The 25,361-nt window shown below is 50.6% G+C and carries 24 protein-coding genes; 19 read left to right on the top strand and 5 right to left on the bottom strand.

Annotated features, from left to right (window positions below):
- Positions 1 to 2: 2 nt before the first annotated feature.
- The 3 genes from recJ to lysS all read left to right on the top strand — a co-directional run bounded on the left by recJ (position 3) and on the right by lysS (position 4,400).
- Complete coding sequence (recJ, locus tag EFO84_RS11500; RefSeq protein WP_240642710.1) at positions 3 to 1,715, top strand: single-stranded-DNA-specific exonuclease RecJ; 1,713 nt, start codon at positions 3 to 5, stop codon at positions 1,713 to 1,715.
- A gap of 43 nt (positions 1,716 to 1,758) precedes the next feature.
- A protein-coding gene (gene prfB / locus EFO84_RS11495) for a peptide chain release factor 2 (RefSeq protein ID WP_127348193.1) occupies positions 1,759 to 2,857 on the top strand; the annotation gives its coding sequence in 2 pieces (ribosomal slippage) (positions 1,759 to 1,833 and positions 1,835 to 2,857; 1,098 coding nt in all).
- Positions 2,858 to 2,888: 31 nt separating this feature from the next.
- Complete coding sequence (lysS, locus tag EFO84_RS11490; RefSeq protein ID WP_127348192.1) at positions 2,889 to 4,400, top strand: lysine--tRNA ligase; 1,512 nt, start codon at positions 2,889 to 2,891, stop codon at positions 4,398 to 4,400.
- Here the strand turns inward: lysS and EFO84_RS11485 are convergent.
- The 4 genes from EFO84_RS11485 to ygfZ all read right to left on the bottom strand — a co-directional run bounded on the left by EFO84_RS11485 (position 4,368) and on the right by ygfZ (position 8,349).
- Positions 4,368 to 5,537, bottom strand: a complete 1,170-nt coding sequence (locus tag EFO84_RS11485; protein ID WP_127348191.1) for a trans-sulfuration enzyme family protein — start codon at positions 5,535 to 5,537, stop codon at positions 4,368 to 4,370. The genes lysS and EFO84_RS11485 overlap by 33 nt on opposite strands.
- A 499-nt stretch (positions 5,538 to 6,036) precedes the next feature.
- Positions 6,037 to 6,615, bottom strand: coding sequence for a hypothetical protein (locus tag EFO84_RS11480; RefSeq protein ID WP_127348190.1), 579 nt, complete (start codon positions 6,613 to 6,615; stop codon positions 6,037 to 6,039).
- A 307-nt stretch (positions 6,616 to 6,922) separates the two neighbouring features.
- Complete coding sequence (locus tag EFO84_RS11475; RefSeq protein ID WP_127348189.1) at positions 6,923 to 7,411, bottom strand: FKBP-type peptidyl-prolyl cis-trans isomerase; 489 nt, start codon at positions 7,409 to 7,411, stop codon at positions 6,923 to 6,925.
- Positions 7,408 to 8,349 (bottom strand): tRNA-modifying protein YgfZ, encoded by a 942-nt coding sequence (gene ygfZ / locus EFO84_RS11470; protein WP_240642703.1) that lies wholly within the window; start codon positions 8,347 to 8,349, stop codon positions 7,408 to 7,410. Before ygfZ ends, EFO84_RS11475 begins: the two co-directional genes overlap by 4 nt.
- 77 nt (positions 8,350 to 8,426) lie before the next feature.
- On the opposite strand from ygfZ, the gene EFO84_RS11465 reads away from it, so the two are divergent.
- Together EFO84_RS11465 and EFO84_RS11460 are read left to right on the top strand one after the other, a co-directional pair.
- Positions 8,427 to 8,699 carry an FAD assembly factor SdhE gene (locus EFO84_RS11465; protein WP_127348187.1) on the top strand — a complete coding sequence of 91 codons (273 nt, stop codon included), beginning with the start codon at positions 8,427 to 8,429 and terminating at the stop codon, positions 8,697 to 8,699.
- Between the two features lie 6 nt (positions 8,700 to 8,705).
- Positions 8,706 to 8,990, top strand: a complete 285-nt coding sequence (locus EFO84_RS11460) for a hypothetical protein (protein ID WP_127348186.1) — start codon at positions 8,706 to 8,708, stop codon at positions 8,988 to 8,990.
- Here EFO84_RS11460 and nadB read toward each other — a convergent pair.
- Positions 8,955 to 10,568 (bottom strand): L-aspartate oxidase, encoded by a 1,614-nt coding sequence (nadB, locus tag EFO84_RS11455; protein WP_127348185.1) that lies wholly within the window; start codon positions 10,566 to 10,568, stop codon positions 8,955 to 8,957. The two genes, EFO84_RS11460 and nadB, sit on opposite strands and share 36 nt — an antisense overlap.
- A 178-nt stretch (positions 10,569 to 10,746) precedes the next feature.
- On the opposite strand from nadB, the gene rpoE reads away from it, so the two are divergent.
- The 14 genes from rpoE to pyrG all read left to right on the top strand — a co-directional run bounded on the left by rpoE (position 10,747) and on the right by pyrG (position 25,360).
- Complete coding sequence (gene rpoE, locus EFO84_RS11450; RefSeq protein ID WP_127348184.1) at positions 10,747 to 11,325, top strand: RNA polymerase sigma factor RpoE; 579 nt, start codon at positions 10,747 to 10,749, stop codon at positions 11,323 to 11,325.
- Between the two features lie 33 nt (positions 11,326 to 11,358).
- The gene (locus EFO84_RS11445) at positions 11,359 to 11,985 is read left to right on the top strand and encodes a sigma-E factor negative regulatory protein (RefSeq protein ID WP_164742441.1); all 627 of its coding nucleotides are present in this window, start codon (positions 11,359 to 11,361) and stop codon (positions 11,983 to 11,985) included.
- On the top strand, positions 11,978 to 12,958 hold the full coding sequence (locus EFO84_RS11440) for a MucB/RseB C-terminal domain-containing protein (protein WP_127348182.1): 981 nt from the start codon (positions 11,978 to 11,980) through the stop codon (positions 12,956 to 12,958). Before EFO84_RS11445 ends, EFO84_RS11440 begins: the two co-directional genes overlap by 8 nt.
- Positions 12,955 to 13,395, top strand: a complete 441-nt coding sequence (locus EFO84_RS11435) for a SoxR reducing system RseC family protein (protein ID WP_127348181.1) — start codon at positions 12,955 to 12,957, stop codon at positions 13,393 to 13,395. The genes EFO84_RS11440 and EFO84_RS11435 overlap by 4 nt, the downstream gene beginning before the upstream one ends.
- An 88-nt stretch (positions 13,396 to 13,483) precedes the next feature.
- The gene (gene lepA / locus EFO84_RS11430) at positions 13,484 to 15,295 is read left to right on the top strand and encodes a translation elongation factor 4 (RefSeq protein WP_127348180.1); all 1,812 of its coding nucleotides are present in this window, start codon (positions 13,484 to 13,486) and stop codon (positions 15,293 to 15,295) included.
- 26 nt (positions 15,296 to 15,321) lie between these two features.
- A complete protein-coding gene (lepB, locus tag EFO84_RS11770) occupies positions 15,322 to 16,218 on the top strand; it encodes a signal peptidase I (RefSeq protein WP_127348179.1) in 897 nt (298 codons plus the stop codon).
- Positions 16,219 to 16,221: 3 nt separating this feature from the next.
- Entirely contained in the window at positions 16,222 to 16,914 is a 693-nt protein-coding gene (rnc, locus tag EFO84_RS11765) for a ribonuclease III (RefSeq protein ID WP_127348178.1), read from the top strand.
- A 2-nt stretch (positions 16,915 to 16,916) separates the two neighbouring features.
- Positions 16,917 to 17,825: a GTPase Era gene (gene era / locus EFO84_RS11415; protein ID WP_240642702.1), complete on the top strand. Its 909-nt coding sequence runs from the start codon at positions 16,917 to 16,919 to the stop codon at positions 17,823 to 17,825.
- 2 nt (positions 17,826 to 17,827) lie between these two features.
- The gene (gene recO, locus EFO84_RS11410; RefSeq protein ID WP_164742440.1) at positions 17,828 to 18,526 is read left to right on the top strand and encodes a DNA repair protein RecO; all 699 of its coding nucleotides are present in this window, start codon (positions 17,828 to 17,830) and stop codon (positions 18,524 to 18,526) included.
- A gap of 1 nt (position 18,527) precedes the next feature.
- Positions 18,528 to 19,295 carry a pyridoxine 5'-phosphate synthase gene (gene pdxJ, locus EFO84_RS11405; RefSeq protein ID WP_127348176.1) on the top strand — a complete coding sequence of 256 codons (768 nt, stop codon included), beginning with the start codon at positions 18,528 to 18,530 and terminating at the stop codon, positions 19,293 to 19,295.
- 15 nt (positions 19,296 to 19,310) lie between these two features.
- Positions 19,311 to 20,624 carry a class I SAM-dependent RNA methyltransferase family protein gene (locus tag EFO84_RS11400; protein WP_127348175.1) on the top strand — a complete coding sequence of 438 codons (1,314 nt, stop codon included), beginning with the start codon at positions 19,311 to 19,313 and terminating at the stop codon, positions 20,622 to 20,624.
- Between the two features lie 3 nt (positions 20,625 to 20,627).
- The gene (gene relA, locus EFO84_RS11395; RefSeq protein WP_127348174.1) at positions 20,628 to 22,814 is read left to right on the top strand and encodes a GTP diphosphokinase; all 2,187 of its coding nucleotides are present in this window, start codon (positions 20,628 to 20,630) and stop codon (positions 22,812 to 22,814) included.
- Complete coding sequence (gene mazG, locus EFO84_RS11390) at positions 22,811 to 23,653, top strand: nucleoside triphosphate pyrophosphohydrolase (RefSeq protein ID WP_127348173.1); 843 nt, start codon at positions 22,811 to 22,813, stop codon at positions 23,651 to 23,653. Before relA ends, mazG begins: the two co-directional genes overlap by 4 nt.
- A 69-nt stretch (positions 23,654 to 23,722) precedes the next feature.
- Positions 23,723 to 25,360, top strand: a complete 1,638-nt coding sequence (pyrG, locus tag EFO84_RS11385; RefSeq protein WP_127348172.1) for a CTP synthase — start codon at positions 23,723 to 23,725, stop codon at positions 25,358 to 25,360.
- Position 25,361: the final 1 nt, after the last annotated feature.

Here is a 25,361-nt window from a genome sequence, read left to right as displayed (position 1 = left end):
TGATGTCTGAGGTCGTGATTAAACGCCACAGTGCACCACCGTCCGTGGTCTTGAATGTGGCCTTGCCACCGTTAGTACAAGCTATTTTAGCGCGACGTGGTGTGACCGAGGCTGAACAGCTTGACTTGAGTACCAAGCGTTTACCGCACTTTTCGCAGCTTAAAGGTATTACTGACGCCGCTAGCCGAGTGGCTGATGCCATACTTAGCGACCAGGTGATCTGTATTTGCGGCGATTTTGATGCCGATGGTGCCACCTCCACGGCGCTGATGGTGTCGGTGCTGCGAGCTATGGGTGCTAAACGCTTGCATTACATTGTGCCAAACCGCTTTGCCGATGGTTATGGTTTGTCTCCTGCAGTGGTAGCGCAAGCAATTAACCTTGGCGCCGAGCTTATTATTACCGTCGATAGCGGGATATCCTGCCACGCTGGGGTAAATGCAGCGCGTGCTGCTGGCTTACAGGTGGTGGTGACTGACCATCACTTGCCCGGTAACGAATTGCCCAACGCCCATGCCATTGTTAATCCAAATCAGCCCGGTTGTAACTTTCCCAGTAAAGCCATTGCCGGCGTTGGGGTTGCGTTTTATGTGTTATTAGCGCTGCGCCAACAATTGCGCGAACGTGGCCAGGCGGTGCCCAATTTGGCCGATTGGTTAGACCTAGTAGCGCTTGGTACGGTGGCTGATGTGGTCAAACTTGACGATATCAACCGTATTTTGGTGCAGCAAGGTCTGCAGCGGATCCGCAGTGGCCATTGTCGCCCCGGTATTCAAGCGTTGTTGCAGGTGGCCGGGCGTGAGCCACAGCGTTTGCAGGCCAGTGATCTAGGCTTCAGTTTGGGGCCGCGCATTAATGCCGCTGGGCGCTTGGACGACATGGCCACCGGCATTGAGTGTTTGTTGGCGCAGGATCTGCCCAGCGCATTGGAGTTGGCGCAACAGTTAGACGACTTTAATCGCGAACGTCGCAGTATCGAGACCAGTATGCGTGAATCAGCGCAGCATTATGTAGCTGAGTTACAACGCGATGTGGTCGACCTGCCCGCTATTTTAGTGCTCCATCAAGCCGATTGGCATCAAGGGGTAGTAGGTTTAGTGGCTGGGCGCATGAAAGAGCAAGTGCATCGGCCGGTGATCGCTTTTGCCCAAGCCGATGATGGCACGCTCAAAGGCTCTGCGCGTTCCATTCCGGGCTTACATATTCGTGATTTGCTCGAGCGCGTGCACAGTTTGCACCCACAGTTGATTGAGCGCTTTGGTGGCCATGCCATGGCTGCTGGTTTGACCTTGCAGCCGCAGCATCTCGAGGCTTTCACCACAGCGGTCACCGCCATTGCCGCAGACTGGCTCAGCGCCGACCAATTAACCCAAACCCTGTGGTCTGATGGCGAACTCGATGCCTCAGGTTTTCAACGGCCGTTTGTTGAGTTACTGGAGCGCTTAGGGCCGTGGGGGCAGGGCTTTGCTGAGCCACGATTTGATGGCGAGTTTACTGTGCTGCAACAACGCTTAGTGGGCGAAAAGCATTTAAAAATGGTCCTTGAGGGGCCCGACCGAGTGACCGTTGATGCTATTGCCTTCAATATTGATGTGGCGACTTGGCCCGATCCCACGGTGCAGCGCATTCACGCCCTGTACGCATTGCAATTAAATCACTTCCGTGGTCACACTTCGGTGCAGCTGCAACTAGAGCATTTCGTCGCTTTACGTTAGAATAGCCGCCTTTTTCAGGAACTTGTTTCGGTGAGCCGTCAAAATGTTTGAAACCAATGCCACATATGTAGCCATCAAAGAGATGCGTAAGCGCAGCGAAACCCTTCGGGGGTATCTTTGACTACGACCATAAGGTTGAGCGCTTAGAAGAAGTATCGCGTGAACTCGAACAGCCTGAGCTGTGGAGTAATCAAGAGCGCGCGCAGGCATTAGGTAAAGAACGGGTGGCGCTGGAACAAGTGGTGAATACCTTACGAACCTTGCAACAAGGCTTGGAAGACGTTGAAGGGTTAGTTGATTTAGCTGTTGAGGCAGATGATGAAGCCACTTATGACGAGGCAGTAGCGGAACTCGAACAACTCGAAGCGCAGCTGGCAAATTTGGAGTTTCGCCGGATGTTTTCCGGTGAGCATGACCCAAGTGATTGCTATGTGGATATTCAGTCAGGCTCGGGCGGAACAGAGGCACAAGACTGGGCCAACATGCTCTTGCGTATGTATTTACGCTGGGCCGACGCGCATGAATTTAAAGTGGAAATCGCCGAACTCTCTGAAGGTGAAGTAGCCGGCATCAAATCCGCCACGGTGCGCGTGCAAGGCGAATACGCTTATGGTTGGCTACGTACCGAAACTGGGGTGCACCGATTAGTACGCAAATCGCCGTTTGACTCGGGTAATCGCCGTCACACGTCGTTTGCCTCGGTGTTTGTCTACCCTGAAATTGACGACTCTATTGAAATTGAGATCAACCCAGCAGACTTGCGGGTGGATACCTACCGGGCCTCAGGCGCCGGTGGTCAGCACGTAAACCGTACCGACTCGGCTATTCGTATTACCCACGTGCCATCGGGCATTGTGGTGCAATGTCAGGCGGACCGCTCACAGCACAAAAACCGTGATGCGGCGATGAAGCAGCTGCGGGCAAAATTGTACGAAATGGAATTACAGAAGCAGTTGGCTGAGAAGCAAGCGCTCGAAGACACCAAGTCAGATATTGGCTGGGGCAGTCAAATTCGCTCGTATGTCCTCGACGATGCGCGTATTAAAGATTTACGCACCGGCATTGAAAACCGTAACACCCAAGCCGTGCTTGACGGCGCGCTTGATCCATTTATTGAAGCAAGCCTGAAATCAGGTTTGTAAGACGCATAGCAACGGCACATAGGATTTTACCATGACTGATACAACGCAAACCCCAGAGCTCGACCTCAACTCGCAGATTGCTGAGCGCAAAGCGAAGTTGGCGGCGTTGCGAAAACAGGGGGTGGCGTTTCCCAATGATTTTCGTCGGGACAGCACCGCCGCAGAGTTGCATGCGCAGTACGATGACGCTGATAAAGAGGCATTAGCGGCCCAAGGTATTCGCGTGAGCATAGCCGGGCGGATGATGACTCGCCGGATCATGGGCAAGGCTAGTTTTGCCACGCTGCAAGATATGTCTGGGCAGATCCAGATTTATGCCGCACGCGATAACCTGCCTGAAGGCGTTTACAACGACGGCTTTAAGAAATGGGATTTGGGCGATATCTTGGGTGCTAGCGGTACCTTATTTATCACCAACACTGGTGAACTCAGTGTGCAAGTAGATGAACTGCGGCTGCTGACCAAAGCGCTGCGACCGTTACCGGATAAGTACCATGGCTTAACCGATCAAGAAACCCGCTATCGCCAGCGTTATCTCGATTTGATCGCCAATCAGCAGTCGCGTGAGACCTTTATTATGCGCTCTAAAGTGGTGGATTATATCCGCCGCTATTTGGCTGAGCGTGCGTTTTTAGAGGTTGAAACGCCGATGATGCAAACTATTCCGGGCGGCGCGACAGCACGGCCTTTTACCACTCATCATAATGCGCTCGATATGCAGCTGTATCTGCGTATTGCGCCAGAGCTCTATTTGAAGCGTTTGGTGGTGGGCGGCTTTGAAAAAGTATTTGAAATCAACCGTAACTTCCGTAACGAAGGGTTATCCACCCGCCACAACCCAGAATTCACCATGCTGGAATTCTACTGGGCTTACGCTGATTACCGTGACCTGATGGATCTGACTGAAGACATGCTGCGCGGCTTGGCTCAGCACGTTTTGGGCAGCTGTCAATTTACCAGCGAAGGGGTGGATTATGACTTTAGCCAGCCGTTTGCGCGGATGACGGTCAATGAAGCCATTATGGCGCACTTGCCAGGTACTACGGCAGCACAGTTGGACGACTTTGAGCAAGCCAAAGCACTGGCGCAAAGCCTAGACATTCAGGTCAAAAACAACTGGGGCTTAGGTAAAGTTCAGATTGAGATCTTTGAAGCGGTCGCTGAGCACAAATTGCTGCAACCAACCTTTATTACTGCGTATCCAGCTGAGGTTTCGCCATTGGCGCGGCGCAACGATGACAATCCGCATATTACCGACCGCTTTGAGTTTTTTGTTGGTGGCCGTGAATTAGCCAATGGCTTTTCGGAGTTAAACGACGCCGAAGACCAAGCCCAGCGTTTTCGTGATCAGGTGGAGCAAAAAGAAGCCGGTGACGACGAAGCCATGTTCTATGATGATGATTATATCACCGCGTTAGAGCACGGCTTACCACCAACCGCCGGCGAGGGTATTGGCATTGACCGTTTGGTCATGCTGCTGACCGACTCGCCGTCGATTCGTGACGTGCTGTTATTTCCGCACATGCGTCCGCGCAAAGGCTAACGCCTGCTGTAAATCCGCCAACAATTCGTTGGCGTCCTCAATGCCCGCCGATAAGCGCAGCATATCTGGCGGGCAGGGGCTATCTGGCCCTTCTACACTGGCGCGATGTTCAATCAAACTTTCTACTCCGCCCAATGAGGTGGCGCGCTTCCACAGCTTGGTAGTCGCAGCCACTGCAATGGCTGCTTGCTCGCCGCCAGCCACGCGAATCGATAACATGCCACCAAAACCGCCACGCATTTGCTTGGCGGCAATCTGATGGCCAGCAAAACTAGCTAAGCCCGGATACATCACCTCAGCAATATCAATGTGTTGCTGTAATTGTTCGGCAATATACTGGGCGTTGTGACAGGCTTCACGCACCCGTAAATGCATGGTGCGCATTCCGCGCAGTAATTGGTGCGCATCATGTGGGCTCGGTACCGCACCACCGCCTTTGCGCACGTTGACCACCCGTTGCCAGTATTCATCGTTGCGCGCACTAATCAGCGCTCCGGCAATCACATCGGAATGACCATTGAGGTATTTAGTCGCTGAGTGCATCACTACATCAGCCCCAAGCGTGATCGGTTTAGTGAGTAATGGCGTGGCACAGGTTGAATCCACCACTAAGCGCGCGCCCACGCTATGAGCGAGATCTGCCATGGCAGCAATATCGGTAATAGTCCAGGTGGGGTTGCCCGGCGTTTCAATCCAGATCAGCTTGGTTTTGCCGGGTTGCAGCGCTTGTTTTACCGCCGCGCTGTCGGTCATATCGACCAGTTCAATCTGCAAGCCCCAATCTTTGGCAAAGCCCAGTAACCAGTTGCGCAGTGCCCAATACATGACTTTTGGCGCGAGCACATGATCACCCGGTTTCAAGGCCTGAAACACCGCAGTAGCCGCAGCCATACCCGAGCCAAATAACAGTGCGTCAGAACCTTGTTCTAACTGGCATAGCAGGGCTTCGACCGGCTTATAACTGGGGTTATCCGCACGCGAATAGACATTGCCCGTGGGGTAGCTATTATCAGCGCCACGAATATAGGTGGTTGCCACATGAATGGGCAATACCACGCCTTGTGAAGTTTCATCAATAGTGCCCATGGCTTGGGCGAGGGCGGTAGCAGGACTGAACGGATAAGGCGCGGTTGACATAGTGGTGCTCATGAACGGTTGAAACGAGGCATCAGATTAGCACACCGCAAAAAAAACCGCAGCGGCTGCTGCGGTTTTTGGTAACAACTACTAAGACTGATTTCATCATTATTACGATTACGATTACGATTACGATTACGATTACGATTACGAGCTTCGTTTGAACGAAATAACTAGCATCGAAACGACTAGGATAAATAGTAGTGTAGTGAGTATTATCCCATCGACTAATGCGGCCCATGGAGTCGGCAACCGATAAAATATAGTGTTGTAACCGAATAATAGCGATATCACTAATATCGCTGCGAAAACACCAACACTAATGCCACCGAATAAACGCCCATAAAATCGTCGACTCACGCTACTAGCGACCTCAAAACGAGGTGCTTTATGACGAATATCAGTATATAGAAAATAGCTCACTAATATAGAAAAAGCCCCCATTATTAAAAAGTTAATAATAGTGAATTCCATAATTACACCGTCCATCTATTTTAACCTATTGGACATCCCAGCTTGGAGACCCACCACCAGAATTTGGTAGATACCAATAACCTTTTTCCCACGATATTGCGAAAAAGCTGCTAGCTGCGATTAACTCATTTGGTGTAAAACCGCTACCTAGCATCGGTTGCATGCAAACAATATAACCACTGCAGTCTAAAGGAGAATCTGGGCATACTTGGAATAGACTGCAATTATTACCAACCGAAAGAAGAGGATCGGTACATCCTTTAGTTGCACCTCCGCAGTATTGATTGATGTAGTCATCATAGTCTAACGGTGCGTGACTTCGAGCATATTCTAAAAGTTCCGATGCAGTTGCATCACATACTTCATCCATTACGTTTGCGCCTTGATATCCGGCGACCATTGTTACACCTGCGGCAACTTGACCCGAAAGATTATAAAGTCGCAACCCACCATGAAGAAGTGCTCCTCCGACGAATAGCGAGGCAACATGACAAGCATCTGACAATCCTTGGTGACCTTGGTTGCCATGCGTTTTTGTAGGTGCTAAAAGCACAACAAGTAAAAGAGGTGTACAGCACACTGCGAGTATCGAACGAAGAGTCATAATCAAAAGTCCTTTACTGTAATCAACAATCGAATTGATAGTTTAATGTAAAAAATATTGATCATCAAATGTTGTAATTTCTCTGAAAGTTCAGAGCGGTTATAAGTAAAAAATGTAGTTTAACTAAAGCGGAAGAGTTTCGATGCTTACATCAAGATTTTAAGAAGTAGAACGAAAATGGTGTAGCGAGACCGTATAATATTTTAAATAAACTTGGTGGCTAAGTTAGCGACGTCGCTATTCTTAAACTAAGTAGGTGTTATAAAAAACCGCAGCGGCTGCTGCGGTTTTTGCTAAGCATAAGCGCTTAGTGGTCGTGATGGTCACCGTGCGGGTGCACGTGGCCATGGTCGAGCTCACTTGCTGTCGCTTCGCGCACTTCAACGACTTCTACGTCGAAGGTCAACGCAATGCCGGCTAATGGGTGGTTGCCATCAACAGTCACTTCGTCGTCGGTGACATCAACGATGACGACTGATTGCTCGCCGTTATCGGTGCTAGCGCGGAATTGCATGCCAGGGGCAACATCGTTGCCGCCAAACAGGCTGCGCGGTACGGCTTGGATCAAGCCATCGTGGCGCTCGCCGTAGGCATCTTTGGGTGCCACTTCAGCGACAAATTTGTCACTAACAACACGGCCAGCTAAGGCGTCTTCCAGGCCTTTGATCAACATGCCACGACCGAAAATAAATTGCAGCGGTTGGCCTTCTTGTGATTGGTCCAAGATATCGCCTTTGTCGGTTTTTACGGTGTAGTGAATACCAACAACTTTATCCTGGCTAATTGTTTGACTCATGATTCATCCAAGTTATAGGGCAGTGGGTAAATTTCCAACAGACTGGTGTCATCGCCTTGAATGCGTAGCGGTGTATCGGCACTCAGGTCCGACGGAAGCACGGCTAACAACTCAAGTTGATGTTCGGCACGGCTCACTGCATTGATGACCGTACCGGCTGTTCGCCAATTTGCGCCCAATTGTTGCTCAACGACTACTCCCGCAGCAGTTGGCTGGCCTTGGCCGCGCAGATGGAACAACGCACGTTTTTGTTTACCCAGATATTTCATCCGAGCAATGGTCTCTTGGCCGATATAACAACCTTTCTTAAAACTAATGCCGTGCAACGCCTGAACATTCAGCATTTGCGGCACGAACTGCTGTATTGTAGCAGATTGCAGGGTGGCTCGACCACGGTCGATTTCTAACAAATGCCACAGCTGCGGGTCACTATTAGTCGCCATAGTGCTATTACGGACTAATAAGTATTGCTCGGGATCAGTGCCGACTTGCAGCACCAGTTGATCGTCACTGGCGCTGACTGGCTGCTCTACGCCCACAGCGAGCGGTTGACCGAGTAATTCAGCAACGCGAGCTGGGGCGGCGGTACCAAAAATACCGTACAGCGGAAAATCAGCACTGGCGTCACGAATGGTGGTTTGGCTGAACACGCCAAATTTTTGTAATTGGCTAATACTTGCTTGTAGCGCGTCTTTGCTCGTAATTAACAGCAAGCGATCGGCCCAGCGGGCAACAAATAATATCGCCAGGGCTTTGCCTTTATTGTCGCAATGACTGGCATAGAGCCAGTTATTGGCGGTTAATTCGCGTAGGTCGCAACTCAATTGGCCCTGCAAAAATTGCTCCGATTGTGGGCCAATCAGTTCAATCACCCCGTAATCAGACAGGGAAACCGTTACGTATTCTGGCACAGCTTTGGTAAACTCTGGTGTCGACACACTGAACCTCATGAGTAGTTGCTATAACGACTAGGTGGGGATGAAAATACATTATACAAGGGTCACGAGGATTGCTCATGGAAAAGCTGCAACAATCTGCCGATTTATTAACGAATAAGAACCGTATGCGTTGGGCCTGTCGGCGCGGTATGTTGGAACTTGATGTGTTATTTCGGCCCTTTGTTGATGAGGCTTATGATGACCTGAACGAGCAACAGCAGGGGGTGTTCCGGCGGCTACTGACCTGTGATGACCCGGATTTATTTGCCTGGTTTATGGGCCATCAACAATGTCCTGATGCCGAGTTACAAGGCATGATCGAGATTATTTTAAAGCGGGTTAAGGTGTAACGCCTAATGCTCTGGCAATTGGCCATGCGTCCACCGCGCTGGTTCATGCGAGAGCCACAATGCTGGGGTATTGATGCAGAGCAGCGCCAGTTGGTGCGGCTCAATGACCTTGACCAAGTGGTGTGGCGGGTTGGCCAACCGGTGTTAGCTACGCCGCTGTTTGTCATGCTGTCACTCGGTCGCAAGGGCAGCACAAACCAGCAGATGTGGTGGTTCTGCTGGCATGGCTGGTTAAGTCGACTGGAATATCGCCGTTTACTTCGCGCTTGTTGGCGCTGGCGTCACGATTGAAGGTACTGGCGTTGGCGCTAGGTCTGGATAATCAAGGTTGTAATGCAAACCACGGCTTTCGGTGCGTTGCATAGCGCAGCGTACAATCAACTCTGCCACTTGTACTAAGTTACGTAGCTCAAGCAGGTTATTACTGACGCGGAAATGGGTGTAGTACTCATGGATCTCTTGTTGCAGCAGTTCAATGCGCCGCAAAGCCCGCTCTAAGCGCTTGTTAGTACGCACAATACCCACGTAATCCCACATAAATAAGCGCAATTCATGCCAGTTGTGCTGAATAATGACTTCTTCATCGGAATCACCAACACGGCTCTCATCCCAAGCTGGTAGCTGCATAGGGATCTGTAGATGGGGCAGTTGCTGGCGAATATCGGCGGCGGCTGCACGGGCGAATACCACACACTCTAGCAATGAGTTACTGGCCATGCGGTTGGCACCATGCAAACCGGTATAGGCCACTTCGCCAATGGCGTACAGGTTGGCAATATCAGTGCGCGCGTTTAAATCTGTCATCACGCCACCACAGGTGTAGTGAGCAGCGGGCACCACTGGCATCGGTTGTTGGGTAATATCAATGCCAAGGCTCAGACATTTCTCATAAATAGTGGGGAAATGCTCGCGAATAAAGTCCGCTGGTTGGTGCGAAATGTCTAAATACATGCAGTCGGCACCAAGCCGCTTCATTTCATAGTCTATGGCTCGTGCCACTACATCGCGCGGGGCAAGCTCCGCAGCATTATGGAAGTCGGGCATAAAACGGCTGCCATCGGGGCGTTTTAGCACCGCACCTTCGCCACGCAGTGCTTCGGTCAGCAAAAAGGTATGTGCCTGCGGGTGATACAAGCAGGTTGGATGGAATTGGTTAAATTCCATGTTGGCAACTCGGCAACCGGCGCGCCAGGCCATAGCGATACCGTCGCCACTGGCAACATCGGGGTTGCTGGTATATTGATAGACTTTACTGGCACCACCGGTGGCCAATGCCACAAAGCCGGCACTAACGGTTTCAACGCGTTGCGCGGCACGGTTCCATATATAGGCACCATAGCAGCGTGGCTGGCCACCCAAATGCTTGTGGGTAATTAAGTCAACAGCGTTAAAGCGCTCAAGAATAGTAATGTTCGGATGTTGACGAACGCGCTCTACCAAGGTGGTTTGCACGGCTTTACCGGTGGCGTCGGCAGCATGCAAAATACGCCGATGGCTGTGGCCACCTTCTTGATTAAGATGGTATTTCGGTTGATCGCCAGAGGCAGGCATACGGTCAAAACCAACGCCCATATCAATCAGCCATTGCAGGCTTTCGCGGGCATGACGGGTGGTAAATTCAACCGCTGCCAAATCGCACAAGCCAGCACCTGCAATCAGAGTATCTTGAATGTGGCTGTCGATGCTATCATGCTCATCGAACACAGCGGCAATGCCACCTTGGGCATAATAGGTCGAGCCTTCAGTCAGTGGGCCTTTCGACAGCACCAAGACCTTCGCATCGTCAGCTAGTTGCAGTGCTAAGGTAAGACCGGCAGCGCCGCTACCGATGATTAGCACATCACATTGATAATCAGTTGCTTGTTCCATAATGTATGCAGCTATAATGCGCTTAAACGCAGGTTTGCCTAGGAATGACGGCGATTTTACTCTTTTATAATTTTTTTGCGAACTTTTTACCGAGGCGCCGGTCATATTCTGCAATTGCAACATATTGTTACAGGGCCTGGTTCGGAAAAGCAGTCGCAATGAGGGAGAACGGGCTCGAATGAGCGAACTAGATACTGATAACGCCTTAGTGCAGCGAGTGCAGCAAGGTGACCAGCGAGCGTTTGATGTGTTGGTCAAGAAATATCAGCACAAGGTCATGAGCCTCATTGCTCGTTATGTGAAGCAACAGGCCGATGTGCCTGATGTGGCACAAGAAACATTTATTAAGGCTTATCGGGCATTAGCAAATTTTCGTGGTGAAAGTGCGTTTTACACCTGGTTGTACCGCATTGCGGTTAATACCGCGAAGAATTACTTAGTTGCCCAAGGGCGCAAGCCGCCAGCCAGTGATGTTGATGCTGAAGAGGCGGAGTATTATGAAGGTGGTGGCGCGTTGAAAGATGCGGCATCACCAGAAAATTTATTACTAACCGATGAGATTCGTGACGTGGTGATGCGAACCATCGATAGTTTGCCAGACGATTTGCGCCGCGCAATCACGTTGCGAGAATTAGATGGCCTTGGCTATGAAGAAATAGCCATCGAGATGGATTGTCCGATTGGTACCGTGCGTTCACGCATATTTAGGGCCCGAGAAGCAATCGATCATCAATTAAGACCGTTGCTAGAGCGTTAATAGCAGAGCGTTAACATGATTCGAGGAAAAGCTATGTCAGATCACCGCTTAGAAAACACATCCGCGTTGCTGGATAACGACGTTGCCGATGCGCAGCAGTTACAGCAGCAGCTTGATGTGTTGCTAACTGACCCGCAGGCACAGCAAAGCTGGCAACGGTATGCACTGATTGGGCATATCATGCGTGGTGATGCACAATCGAGTCATCGTATCGATATCAGCCTAGCCATTCAGGCACAATTAGCCAACGAAGCGGCGCCAACCCAGAGCAACGTGGTCCGTGGTCAATTTGGTCAAACGCTGGCGAAAGCCAGCGAGCGTTGGTGGAAACCGCTAGGTGGTATTGCGATTGCAGCCAGCGTGGCACTGGTCGCGGTACTCTCGGTGCAGCAGCCGCTGGCACCTGATGCGGGTGTCGCCGAAGCATCGAGCTCGCCGGCATTTGTCACCAATCCGTTTGGCGACCGTAACCCGGTTAGTTTTAATACGGTGGTAATGGACAACAATCCATCGGAAGCCGAAGTAGCGCAACAACGCGCGCTGTTGCAATCGTACATGTTAGACCATCAGCAGCAGTTACAATTATCTCTGCAACAGCAACAATTAGAGCAGCAGCAAGAGCCGCAGCAAAAAGAGGCGACTATCAACCCCGATGAATAACATCTGGCGCGCCAGTATCGCGTTGTTGCTGGCACTTTTCCTAGCCCCACAGGTCTCCGCACAACAACCCAGTGCTGAGCAAGCTGGGGTTTTGTGGTTTGATCGCATGGCGACAGCCCTGCGCGAACTCAATTTTGAGGCCACCTTGGTGCAAGTACAAGGCGACCGCATCCAACCTATCTTATGGCTGCACGGGCGTCACGCCGATGATTTGGAAGTTGAGCTGCTGATTCATTTGAACGGCGCCGATGTACGTATTCTGCGCTTAGGTGACCAAACCTCGTACTATTTTCAGCCGGCCGATAATTCCTACTCGATCAATTCAGACAGTACCTATGGCTTGCTGCCAGCGGCATTTTATAAGCCGTTTGCACAATTGAATGATTATTATCAAGTCATTGCGGGGCGCGGTATGCGCGTGACCGGGCGAGATACCCAGTACTTACGCTTGGTTAGCCGTGACAATAGCCGTTACCATTACAGCTTATGGATTGACCGCGAAACTGGCATGGTGTTGAAGTTACAAATGCTGACGCCGCAGGGGCAAGTACTCGAACAATTACAACTCACTTCGTTTCAACTCAGCGAAGAATTACCGGTATCACTGGCTGATTTGCAAGGCGTGCAACGACCACCACGATTATTTGATGCCAATAGTGCGGTCGCCCCGCAGTTTGGTTTTGCCCCCAGCTGGTTACCTATTGGTTTTAAATTACAGCGACAAACCCATCGTTTGTTGTATGCCACGCAAATTGCGCACGACCATTTCTTGTACAGCGATGGCTTAACCGAAGTGTCGGTCTATATCAGTCGCAAGCGCGATCAAGCTTTACCAGAGTTAGCCTTTGAAGGCGCTGAGTCATTTTATAATTCTAGTAAAGGTGAGTTTGCGATCACCGTGGTGGGTAAACTTCCGGTTGCCACCCTAGAGCAAATTGCCGATAACGTGGAAGCGAGCGGTAATTCCCAATGATGATCAGTGAACGCGCCGAAATTGTCGCGATACATGATGATTACCTGACTGTAAGCACCAAACTGAAAAGCGGTTGTGGTGGTTGTGTTCAGCAAAATACCTGTGGTGCTGGCATTATTTCCAAGGCATTTGCCGATCGTCGTGCTGAATTCATTGTGCAGCGGCCAAGTGGTATGCAGTTTGCCCTAGGCGATCACATTGAGCTGGCTTTGCCGCAAACTATGCTGACCCGCTTCTCATTGTGGGTGTACGGTTTGCCGCTGCTGGTGCTGTTAACTAGTGCCCTGATCACCCAGCTTGGCCTTGGTTGGTCTGAGGGGTATGTGATTGTAACTGCGGCGCTGGGTTTCATTAGCAGCTTTGTACTGATCCGCCAATGGTTGAAACTGCGTGACGTGCAGGTTAGCCAACTCCTACAAATTCAGCAAATCAGCTGAAATCTCCCGAAATTTCTTTATGCGCGGCCGCAGAATCAGTATGATCAGCGGTTACTAGTTTTGGTATGTGTTGTAGACGGAGTACTTAATGCCCGAGCAGGCGTTTAATCAGAAAAACATTCGCAACTTTTCCATTATTGCGCACATTGATCACGGCAAATCCACGCTCTCTGATCGCTTGATCCAATTTTGTGGCGGCCTTGCCGATCGCGAAATGGCGGAGCAGGTGCTGGACTCAATGGATATTGAGCGTGAGCGCGGTATTACCATCAAAGCACAAAGTGTGACGCTGCACTACAAAGCCAAAGATGGCGAAACTTACCAGCTAAATTTTATCGATACCCCTGGTCACGTTGACTTCTCCTATGAAGTATCGCGCAGTTTGGCTGGTTGTGAAGGCGCGCTGTTGGTCGTCGATGCTGCCCAAGGTGTTGAAGCACAGACACTGGCTAATTGTTACACCGCGCTTGAGATGAATCTCGAGGTGGTACCTATTCTTAATAAAATCGATTTACCCTCGGCTGAACCCATGCGAGTAGCCGAAGAGATTGAAGATATCGTTGGTATTGAAGCGATTGACGCGGTGCAATGTTCGGCAAAAACCGGAATTGGCATTGAAGATGTGCTTGAGCGCATTGTGAAGCAAATTCCGCCGCCAGAAGGCGACCCAGAGGCTCCGGTTCAAGCATTAATTATTGACTCATGGTTCGACAACTATCAGGGCGTGGTGTCGTTAGTTCGGGTCAAAAACGGCGTGATCCGCGCCGGTGACAAAATGAAAGTTATGTCGACTGGGCAATCGCACTTGATTGATAAAGTGGGCTTTTTCTCACCAAAACAAACCGAAAGTGGGGTTTTGCGCAGCGGCGAAGTAGGTTTTGTGATCGCCGGTATCAAGGATATCCACGGCGCTCCAGTAGGCGATACCTTAACGCTGACAAAAAATGCCGCAGATAAAGCCTTACCCGGTTTTAAAAAGTCGAAGCCGCAAGTGTATGCAGGGATGTTCCCGATTTCTTCCGATGACTACGAAAGCTTCCGTGACGCGCTCGGCAAGCTGTCGCTAAATGATGCCTCGTTGTTTTATGAGCCAGAGAATTCTGGAGCACTTGGGTTTGGGTTCCGCGTTGGTTTCTTGGGCATGTTGCACATGGAAATCATCCAAGAGCGTTTAGAGCGCGAATACGATATCGACTTAATTACCACGGCACCAACGGTGGTTTACAAGGTACTCAAAAAAGACGGCACTGAAGTGATGGTTGATAACCCGACTAATTTGCCACCAATCAACGATATCGATACCATTTTTGAACCTATCGTAGAAGCTAATATTCTGGTTCCACAGGAGTATTTGGGTAACGTGATTACCCTGTGTGTGGATAAACGCGGCTATCAAACCAAGATGGTTTATCACGGTAAGCAAGTGGCCGTCACCTATGAATTACCCATGGCCGAAGTGGTGATGGATTTCTTTGACCGCTTGAAATCGACCAGCCGTGGTTACGCGTCATTGGATTATCAGTTTAAACACTTCCAAGAAGCCGACATGGTGCGGGTTGATATCATGATCAATGGTGATCGTGTTGACGCGTTAGCGATGATCACGCACCGTAATAACTCACAAGGGCGTGGCCGCGAATTGGTCGAAAAAATGCGCGAGCTGATCCCACGGCAAATGTTCGATATCGCTATTCAGGCGGCCATTGGCGGGCATATTATTGCGCGCTCAACGGTCAAACAGTTGCGTAAAAACGTCTTAGCCAAGTGCTATGGCGGCGATGTCAGCCGTAAGAAGAAGCTATTAGCGAAGCAAAAAGAGGGTAAGAAACGTATGAAGACCCTCGGCAACGTCGAAGTACCGCAAGAAGCCTTCTTGGCAGTACTTAAAGTAGGGAAGTAACCGAAGGATAAACCGAAGGATAAACCATGGCTAATTTTTACTCTGTGCTGTTAACCGTAGTGACGCTGACCGCCGGTTTAATTTGGTTGTTTGATGCACGGGTGAATAAGCCCAAACGGCTAGCACGGGTTGCCGCTGAAGAGCAGCGCCTTGATCAAAAGCTTGATGATGCCGCGCGACAGCGGGTTGCGCCGCAAGGAGCCGTAGCTGAATTTGCGCAATCGGTGTTCCCGATCTTAGTGGTGATCTTGTTGCTGCGTTCGTTTGCCTATGAGCCATTTCGCATTCCATCGGCATCAATGATGCCGACCATGTTGGCCGGTGATTTCATTTTGGTGGAAAAATTTAGCTACAGTTTGCGCGACCCAGTGTGGCGCCACGAGTTAGTGAAAACAGGTCAGCCACAACGTGGTGATATTGCGGTGTTTAAACATCCGCCACAAAACCAAGTTGATTTCATTAAGCGTATTGTTGGGCTACCCGGTGATCGGATTATCTATCGCAATAAGACCTTATATTTAGAGCCCGCTTGTATTGGTGAACAAGCACAGTGTCCGCAGCAGTTGCAGGTGGTTACTGACGCCGCACCGTTGTTGCAGTACCAAGAGCAATTAGGCGAAGTCAGCCACAACATCTTGATCAACCCAAATGTATCGGCGCGTGAGCGTTTTTACTATCAGCAGACCGATCGCCGTACCCAAGTAGACGAGTGGATTGTGCCAGAAGGGCATTATTTCTTTATGGGTGACAACCGTGATAACTCTGAAGACAGTCGTTTTTGGGGCTTTGTTCCGGAGCAAAATCTGGTCGGCCGCGCGGTATTTATTTGGATGAGTTTTGAAATGGATCGTCCCGCCAGCAGTTGGCTACCGCAATGGGTTCCAACGGGTGTTCGTTGGCATCGTTTAGGGTCAGTGGAGTAAGTTTTGAGTTTACCCAAACCGCCATTGGCGCAGCTAGAAAAGACTATTGGCTATCAGTTTCAGCAGCAAGCCTTGTTGCAACAGGCGTTAACGCATCGTAGTGCCGCTAATCTACACAACGAGCGGCTGGAATTTTTGGGTGATTCGGTATTAAGCATCATTATTAGTGAAGCGCTGTACGAAGGTTTTCCCAACATTGATGAGGGTGACCTCAGTCGTATGCGGTCTACCCTGGTGTGTGGGCGTTCGTTGGCAAAAATAGCGCAGCGCTTTGAATTAGGCCGGCACTTAGAGTTGGGTCAAGGTGAACTTAAAAGTGGCGGGCAGCGCCGTGAATCCATTCTAGCTGATGCGGTAGAGGCCATTTTAGGCGCTATGTACATTGATAGTGACCTGGCGCATTGTCGTGAGGTGGTGCTGGGCTGGTACGCTAGCGATCTTCAGCAAATCAAGCCCGGTGCGAGCCACAAAGACCCAAAAACTCGCTTACAAGAGCGCTTGCAGGGCTTGGCACTGGATTTACCCAGTTATGATGTGATCAGCATTCAAGGGCAGGCACATAATCAACAGTTCACCGTACAATGTACCGTGGTTGGTTTAGCCGAACCGGTATTAGGTCAGGGCACGAGCCGTCGCAAAGCCGAGCAACACGCCGCTAGCAAAGCGCTGCAATTACTGCAGCAACAGGATAACTAAGCATGTCAGTTGAATCGATGCCACAAGCATCTGCCTTTATCGCCATTGTTGGCCGACCAAACGTTGGCAAATCAACTTTGTTGAATAAAATACTTGGGCAAAAAATTAGCATTACCTCAAGCAAACCGCAGACTACCCGTCACCGTATCCTCGGTATTGAAACCATTGGCGAGCGGCAAATTGTGTATGTGGATACGCCGGGTTTGCACCAAGATGAGAAAAAGGCCATGAACCGGCTGATGAATCGTGCTGCCAGTAGCTCGATTGCTGGGGTTGAGGCGGTGTTGTTTGTGGTGGAATCGAATAAATGGACCGCCGATGATCAGCACGTGCTGGACAAACTGAAGAAAACCCAGCGTCCAGTGATTTTGGTAGTCAACAAAATTGATTTGGTCAAAGACAAAGGCAAGTTGTTGCCGCGCTTACAAGAATATGCGCAGTTACATGACTTTGCTGAAATCATTCCATTATCGGCAGAAACCGGCGAGCAAGTTGATGGCTTACGTGAGATTGTGCACAAATATGCCAAACCCGGCGTGCATCATTACCCTGAAGACTATGTCACCGACCGTTCGTTACGCTTTATGACTGCGGAAATCATTCGTGAAAAGTTGATGCGTTTTACCGGCGATGAATTGCCATACAGCACCACGGTAGCTATTGAGCAGTTTCAAGTGGCGCCATCAGGGGTTACCCATATTCACGCCTTAATTTTAGTCGAGCGTGATGGTCAGAAACGCATGGTCATTGGTGCTGGCGGGCAAAAATTGAAAACGATTGGTGCCGAAGCGCGCAAAGACATTGAAACGTTGGTAGATGGCCAAGTGCTGCTGAAACTCTGGGTTAAAGTGAAGTCGGGTTGGGCTGACGATGAGCGCGCCCTGCGAAGCTTAGGCTACGGCGAGGAATAACCGTGCAACCGGCGTTTGTATTGCATCGCTGGCCCTTTCAAGATAGCAGCTATATGGTTGAGATGTTTAGCGCTCAGCACGGGCGTTATCGCCTCATCGCCAAGGGCGCACGGCGGCCGAAAAGCCGCTGGCGTGCCTGCTTACAGCCCTTTACACCGCTATTGATCAGTAGCCGTGGTCGTCATGAATTACAAACCTTAGTTGAAGCAGAAGCTTGCGGTGATGCCTACGGGCTCAAGGGCGATAGCTTGTACAGTGGCTTTTATATCAATGAATTGTTGCAGCGGCTGACGGTGCTGTACCAACCACTCGATGGCTTGTTTGAGGATTATCAGCAAACGCTTCAGCTGCTCAGCGAGAATAGTGCGGTTGAGCCGATTTTACGGCGCTTTGAATGGCAGTTATTGGAACACCTCGGCCATCAATTTGATTGGTTAGCAGACAGCGCAGGTGATGCGGTAACGGCAACAAGCTATTATCAATTTAGCCCGCAGATTGGTTTTGTTAGGCAGCCAGGGCCAGCAACAAATACCTTTAGCGGTCAAATTATTTTGCAATTAAGTCAATTTGATTTAACTGAAACGCAACTTTTACAAGCTATGAAACGTATTATGCGCATGGCTTTGCAGCCGTATTTGGGTGACCAGCCATTGCGCAGTCGCCAACTTTTTCATTCACTAATCCAAACCAAGGATAGCTAAAATGCAGCAGCGTGATGGGTATTCAGCAATTTTGCTTGGGGTAAATATTGATCATGTCGCGACGGTGCGCAATGCCCGTGGTGTCGGGTATCCAGATCCAGTGACTGCGGCCGCTATTGCCGAGCAGGCCGGCGCCGACGGAATTACAGTGCATTTGCGTGAAGATCGCCGCCATATTACCGACCGTGATGTCGATATTTTGGCGCAAACCTTGCAAACCCGTATGAACTTAGAAATGGCCGTGACCGAAGAAATGCTCGCTATCGCCTGTCGTATCAAGCCAACATACTGTTGCTTGGTGCCCGAGAAGCGCGAAGAATTGACCACTGAAGGTGGTTTAGATGTGGCGGGGCAGTTGCCGAAAATCACCGCAGCGGTGGACCGTTTGGCGGCGCAAGGTATACAAACCTCGTTGTTTATTGACGCCGATAAAGCCCAGATTGATGCGGCGGTGGCCAGTGGCGCACCGATTATTGAGCTGCACACTGGCCACTACGCCGAGCAACGCTGTGAACGTGCTCAACTGAAGGCTCTGCAAAGCATTCAACAAGCGGCCAGCTATGCCCGTTCAGCAGGGTTACAAGTGAATGCTGGCCACGGTTTGCACTATCACAATAGCGCAGCCATTGCGGCCATTCCCGAACTGCTGGAACTGAATATTGGCCATGCCATTATTGCCCGAGCGGTGATGGTTGGTCTGGATGCTGCCGTGCGCGATATGAAAGCATTGCTAGTACAGGCACGCCAGCAGGCGCTTATGTCACGCTAAGGTTACGAGTACGCTATGGCCCAGATTTTTCGCCCCCAAAAACGCTCACAGCAACTTGCTGCGGTGCAGCAGCAACGCGTGCACGGCCTTGATCATCAAGGTCGCGGTGTGGTGCGCGGCGAGCAGGGCGTGTGTTTTGTGGCTGGGGCGTTACCGGGTGAGTTAATCAAGTTTCGTCCGCATGGCCATTATGAGGCCGAGTTGATTGCCATTCGCGAATCTGCCGCTGAGCGTGAAAACCCACCATGCCCGTATTATCAGCAGTGCGGTGGCTGTGATCTGCAGCATTTAGCCTATGCTCAGCAAGTTCAGCACAAACAGCGGGTGGTTAGCGAATTACTGCAAAAATTTGCCCAATTACAGCCACAAATCTGGTTGCCTGCGCTAACTGCAGAGCCGTGGCATTATCGCCGTCGTACCCGCCTAGCGGTGCATTGGGATGGCAAGCAGCGGCGCTTAACCTTGGGCTACCGTAGCCGTTCCAGCAAGACCATTGTTGCGGTAAGCAACTGTCTGACCTTGCAACCGCAACTGAATCAAGTCTTACAACCATTGCAGCAATTGCTGCCGCGGTTGAAAGCAATTCGTGGTCTAGGCCACATTGAATTGATTGCCGCCGAGCAAACGCTATTGTTAGCGCGCTTTACTTGCGCGGTAGGCGATAGCGATCGTGCGCTGTTACAGCAATTTGCCGCGCAGCAGCTGCTGCAGATTTGGTTGCAATGCGCCGAGCAAGCGCCACAGCCTCTGCTTGCTGAGCAATCGTTGCCAATGTATCGCAGTGCCGGGGCGCTGTTGAATTTTCTCCCGGGTGATTTTTTGCAAGTCAACCCAGTGCTAAGCGAAGCCATGGTAAGCCAAGCGCTGGCGTGGTTGCAGCCGCAACCTGGTGAAGCGATTATGGATTTGTATGCTGGCAGCGGTCATTTTTCTATTCCGTTGGCTCAAGCCGGAGCGCTGGTTACTGCCGTAGAAGGCGTGCCATCGATGGTACAGATGCTGCAGCGCAACGCCTTCAATGCTGGGGTGACGCTTGAGGCCGAATGCGCCAATTTAGAGCAACCGTGGCAGCAATTTCGCTGGCATTCGCAGGCGCTCAACAAAGTACTCTTGGATCCGGCCCGCGCTGGTGCCGCCTCAGCCATACATGAAATCGTACAGCGACGACCACAACGTGTGGTGTATGTGTCTTGCGCACCGGATACCTTCGCCCGTGACGCTGCGGTGCTGAAACAGGGCGGCTATCAACTGCGTGAAATTGCGGTGGTTGACATGTTCCCGCAGACCCATCACATTGAAACCATGGCATGGTTTGAACGGGAGCAGTAGGCGGTGGTGCACATTCGCAGTACCCATGTAGATAAGCCGGAACAACAGACCGGTAATTGGTTGGCGCAACTGGATGATAGCGAGCGGCGGCAGCAACTCGAGCAGCATGCCAGTACCTTGCAACAATGGTTGCTAGGAAAGCCCGATCTTTTGGTGAAAGGCCAAGAAATGGTCGAGATCTTGCTAGCGCTCAATCTCGATGATGAAGCGCTGCTATGTGCGCTGTATAGCCCCGCTTATGAAGCCAAGCAACTCACTGAACAACAGCTGCAGCAACAGCTACCGGCGCCAGTATTGGCGCTACTGAGCACCGTGCAGCAGATGAACACCATAGGTACCCTGCAGCATTTTCAGCATGGTAAACCCAATGCTGAGCAAGTAGACAATGTGCGCCGCATGTTATTAGCCATGGTGGCTGATGTGCGGGCGGTGCTGGTGAAACTGGCGGAACGGGTGTGCTACTTGCGCCAAGTAAAAACCGCTGATGAAGAAACCCGCGTGTTGGCCGCCAAAGAATGCCAGGAGATTTATGCACCGCTGGCTAACCGCTTAGGTATTGGTCAGTTGAAGTGGGAGCTCGAAGATTTATCCTTTCGCTATTTGCATCCAATCACCTACAAGACCATTGCCAGCCAACTGACCGAACGTCGGGTTGATCGCGAGGGCTACATCAGTCGTTTTGTGCAGTCACTGCAGCAAAATTTGCACCAACAGGGGGTTGCCGCAACGGTGTATGGGCGGCCTAAGCATATCTACTCAATTTGGCGCAAGATGCAGAAGAAGCATCTCGATTTTAGTGAGCTATACGATATTCGCGCCGTGCGGATCATCACCGAGTCATTAAAAGACTGTTATGCCGCCTTAGGTGTGGTGCATAGCATGTGGCGCTATATTCGCTCTGAGTTTGATGACTATATCGCCACACCCAAAGCCAACGGCTATCAATCTATTCATACCGTAGTGGTAGGGCCTGATGATAAGCACGTTGAAATTCAAATTCGTACCCAAGCCATGCATGACGATGCTGAGCTTGGCGTGGCGGCACATTGGGTTTACAAAGAAGGTACGGCGGCTGGTCGCAGCCATGGTTTTGAAGAAAAAATTGCCTGGCTTCGTAAGTTATTGGCGTGGCAAGAAGATATGGCCTCCAACGATGAGTTGGTGGCGGAGATCCGCTCGCAGGTGTTTGAAGACCGGGTGTATGTGTTCACGCCTAAAGGCGAGGTGATGGATTTACCAGCCGGCGCCACACCACTTGATTTTGCTTATTACGTGCATTCGCAGATCGGTAACCGCTGTATTGGTGCCAAAGTAGATGGCCATATTGTGCCGTTCACCTATGTGCTGAAAAATGGCGAGAGGGTTGAGATACTGACACAAAAGAATGGCCAGCCGCGCCGGGATTGGTTGAATCCTAGTTTAGGCTATCTCAATACCAGCCGCGCGCGCAGTAAAGTGCAAGCCTATTTTAAGAAACTTGATCGCGATAAACATATTAAACTTGGCCGCGACAACCTTGAAGCCGAACTGAGCAAAATTAATGTGCCCTTGAGTCAGCTCGAGCAAGTTCTTGAGCGCTTCAACATGCATAGCCTTGACGACTTAGTCGCTGCTGTAGGTGCCGGTGATGTGCGCTTATTGCAGGTGGTCAATGCGGTGCGCCCGCCGGTGGATACCAGTGCTGAGAGACTGGAGCGGCTGACTCAACGTAAAACTACAGGCAACCCAAGTAAGCAAAGTGATGTGGTGGTGCAGGGTATTGGTAATTTGCTGGTGCAATATGCCAAATGTTGCCAACCGATCCCTGGTGAAGCGATCATGGGTTTTGTTACCCAAGGCCGCGGAGTGTCGGTGCATCGCCATGATTGTGAGCAGTTACGGCATTTATTGCAGCAGCATCCGGAACGGGCTTTAGCAGTGCAATGGAGTGCGCGCGAGCGCAGCAATTACCGGGTTGATTTGGTGGTGGAAGCCAATGATCGCACCGGTTTACTGCATGATTTAACCAGTATTTTAGCCAACGAAAAAGTCAGCGTGACACAACTCGAAACCAGCACCGACGGGGTTGCTCAGCAGGCCCGTATTCAGCTTGGTTTGCTGATCCCTAACAGTGATAATTTACAACGTATTATGAACCGTTTACAGCAGGTAAAGGGCGTACATAACGTTGAGCGAGCGCAACGATCATGACCCAGAATACATCGTCTCAGCAATTTCCCGGTGTCGCAGCATTGCTTGAGGTAATGCGGCGTTTGCGTGATCCTGATGGCGGCTGCAGCTGGGATCAGCAACAAACCCTGACCAGTTTAATTCCCTATACCCTTGAAGAAGCCTATGAAGTGGCCGCGGCGCTTACCAGCGGTAATATGGCAGCTATCAAAGACGAACTGGGTGATCTTCTGTTTCAAGTGGTGTTTTATAGCCAGTTGACCCAGGAGCAGGGTGAATTCGATTTTGATCAGGTGGCGGCACAATGCGCCGACAAATTGATCCGTCGCCACCCACATGTGTTCGCTAATGGCGGCGAGCAACTTGATCCGGCCGCAGTGAAAGCGCAATGGGAACAGATCAAACAACAAGAGCGACAACATCAGCAACCAAATAACTCCGTGTTTGCCGGTATGGCGGATAATTTACCCAGTATTTTACAGGCGCTTAAGATTCAAAAGCGCGCCGCTAGTGTGGGTTTTGACTGGCATGAGTTAGCACCAGTGATTGGCAAAATTCGTGAAGAGCTGGATGAGCTGGAAGCCGAGTTACCGCTGGCCAATAACAGCGACCGCATTGAAGCTGAATTAGGTGATCTGTTGTTTGCGGTGGTGAATTTGGCCCGTCATGCACAGGTCAACCCAGAACAAGCGCTACGACGCACTAACCACACCTTTCAACAACGTTTTGAAGCGATAGAGGCCAATCTTACCAAACGTGGCTTGCAGGCACAGCAATTGACCCTTGAGCAGTTAGAGCACGAATGGCAGGCAGTGAAAAAGTCAGCGGCATTAAATGGCGAAATAAAATTGTCGGAATAGCCATGCTCGCGTATACTATTTTCCCGTCTTGAAGCAATTCCCAATTTAACCTGACGACTTAGGTTTCGCATGACAACTAATTATATTTTCGTCACCGGCGGTGTTGTATCTTCGCTGGGTAAAGGTATTGCAGCAGCGTCATTGGCGGCAATTCTAGAAGCGCGTGGCTTAAAGGTCACTATCCTTAAACTGGACCCTTACATCAACGTTGATCCGGGCACTATGAGCCCCACTCAACATGGTGAAGTGTTCGTTACCGAAGACGGTGCCGAAACCGACCTCGACTTAGGTCATTATGAGCGTTTCATTCGCACTCGTATGACCAAAAAGAATAACTTCACCACTGGCCGCGTTTACGAAGATATTATTCGGCGTGAACGGCGCGGTGAATTCCTTGGTGCCACTATTCAGGTGATCCCGCACATCACCAATGAAATTAAACGCCGTATTGTGGATGGCTCAACGGGCTACGACATTGCCATCATTGAGATTGGCGGTACCGTGGGTGATATTGAATCGCAACCATTCCTCGAAGCCATTCGCCAATTAGCGGTAGAAGTAGGGCGTGACCGCACCTTGTTTATGCACCTCACCTTAGTGCCATTCTTGGGCGCTGCCGGTGAAGTGAAAACCAAGCCGACCCAACACTCGGTCAAAGAGCTGCGTTCTATTGGTATTCAACCGGATATTTTGGTGTGTCGTTCTGACCGCGCGTTGCCGGCGAACGAGCGGGCTAAAATTGCCTTGTTTACCAACGTTGAAGAGCGCGCTGTTATTGGCCTGAAAGACGTCGATAGTATTTATAAAATTCCAGCTATTTTGAAAGCCCAAGGGCTCGATGAAATTGTTGTTGCACGGTTCCGTCTCGACCGCCCAGAGGCAGATCTCTCCGAGTGGGAACAGGTGCTGTATCAAGAATCAAACCCAAGCGGCGAAGTGACTGTAGGTTTTGTCGGTAAGTACATTGAATTGCCCGATGCCTATAAATCAGTCAACGAAGCATTAGCGCATGCGGGCTTGAAAAACCGCTTAACGGTAAATATTCGTTATATTGATGCGCAAGACGTGGAAACCAAAGGCGTAGCAAAACTCGCCGATGTGGATGCCATCATTGTGCCAGGTGGCTTTGGTGAGCGCGGTATCAAAGGCAAGATCATGGCGGCACAGTATGCCCGCGAGCAGAAAATACCGTATTTGGGTATCTGCTTAGGCATGCAAATTGCCATTATTGAATATGCCCGTAATGTGCTGGGCTGGGTTGATGCTGACAGTACCGAATTCAATGCCAAAAGCGAGCATCCGGTGGTGGGCTTGATCACCGAATGGATGGACGAAAAAGGTCAGAAAGAGCTGCGTGATAATAGCTCTGACTTAGGCGGCACCATGCGTTTAGGCGCACAGGCCTGTAACTTGGTCAGTGGCACTAAGGCACACAGCTTGTACGCGAAGGATGTCATCCGCGAGCGCCACCGTCATCGTTACGAAGTCAACGGCCATTTTGTTGAGCAATTGCAGCAAGCCGGGCTAAAAGTATCGGGCTGGTCGTTTGATAATCGCTTAGTTGAAGTGATTGAGATCCCGGATCATCCTTGGTTTGTGGCAGCGCAATTCCATCCAGAATTCAATTCCACACCGCGTGATGGTCATCCGTTATTCAAAGGCTTCATTGAAGCTGCTGGTAGTTATCAAAAAATGCGTCGCGCCTAAG

The sequence above is a fragment of the Pseudidiomarina mangrovi genome, assembly GCF_003999375.1.
In the GTDB taxonomy this organism is placed as follows: domain Bacteria; phylum Pseudomonadota; class Gammaproteobacteria; order Enterobacterales; family Alteromonadaceae; genus Pseudidiomarina; species Pseudidiomarina mangrovi.
The sequence above is the reverse complement of the archived record's forward strand: the minus strand, read 5'-3'. Positions and strand labels throughout refer to the sequence as shown.

Coding starts and splice junctions, on each gene's coding strand:
- EFO84_RS11400 (WP_127348175.1), top strand. CDS start 19,311: ATGGCCCAGATTTTTCGCCCCCAAAAACGCTCACAGCAACTTGCTGCG.
- recJ (WP_240642710.1), top strand. CDS start 3: ATGTCTGAGGTCGTGATTAAACGCCACAGTGCACCACCGTCCGTGGTC.
- lepA (WP_127348180.1), top strand. CDS start 13,484: ATGCCCGAGCAGGCGTTTAATCAGAAAAACATTCGCAACTTTTCCATT.
- EFO84_RS11460 (WP_127348186.1), top strand. CDS start 8,706: ATGCTCTGGCAATTGGCCATGCGTCCACCGCGCTGGTTCATGCGAGAG.
- EFO84_RS11475 (WP_127348189.1), bottom strand. CDS start 7,411: ATGAGTCAAACAATTAGCCAGGATAAAGTTGTTGGTATTCACTACACC.
- pyrG (WP_127348172.1), top strand. CDS start 23,723: ATGACAACTAATTATATTTTCGTCACCGGCGGTGTTGTATCTTCGCTG.
- era (WP_240642702.1), top strand. CDS start 16,917: ATGTCAGTTGAATCGATGCCACAAGCATCTGCCTTTATCGCCATTGTT.
- lepB (WP_127348179.1), top strand. CDS start 15,322: ATGGCTAATTTTTACTCTGTGCTGTTAACCGTAGTGACGCTGACCGCC.
- nadB (WP_127348185.1), bottom strand. CDS start 10,568: ATGGAACAAGCAACTGATTATCAATGTGATGTGCTAATCATCGGTAGC.
- mazG (WP_127348173.1), top strand. CDS start 22,811: ATGACCCAGAATACATCGTCTCAGCAATTTCCCGGTGTCGCAGCATTG.
- lysS (WP_127348192.1), top strand. CDS start 2,889: ATGACTGATACAACGCAAACCCCAGAGCTCGACCTCAACTCGCAGATT.
- EFO84_RS11465 (WP_127348187.1), top strand. CDS start 8,427: ATGGAAAAGCTGCAACAATCTGCCGATTTATTAACGAATAAGAACCGT.
- rpoE (WP_127348184.1), top strand. CDS start 10,747: ATGAGCGAACTAGATACTGATAACGCCTTAGTGCAGCGAGTGCAGCAA.
- EFO84_RS11445 (WP_164742441.1), top strand. CDS start 11,359: ATGTCAGATCACCGCTTAGAAAACACATCCGCGTTGCTGGATAACGAC.
- EFO84_RS11440 (WP_127348182.1), top strand. CDS start 11,978: ATGAATAACATCTGGCGCGCCAGTATCGCGTTGTTGCTGGCACTTTTC.
- EFO84_RS11485 (WP_127348191.1), bottom strand. CDS start 5,537: ATGTCAACCGCGCCTTATCCGTTCAGTCCTGCTACCGCCCTCGCCCAA.
- pdxJ (WP_127348176.1), top strand. CDS start 18,528: ATGCAGCAGCGTGATGGGTATTCAGCAATTTTGCTTGGGGTAAATATT.
- EFO84_RS11480 (WP_127348190.1), bottom strand. CDS start 6,615: ATGACTCTTCGTTCGATACTCGCAGTGTGCTGTACACCTCTTTTACTT.
- EFO84_RS11435 (WP_127348181.1), top strand. CDS start 12,955: ATGATGATCAGTGAACGCGCCGAAATTGTCGCGATACATGATGATTAC.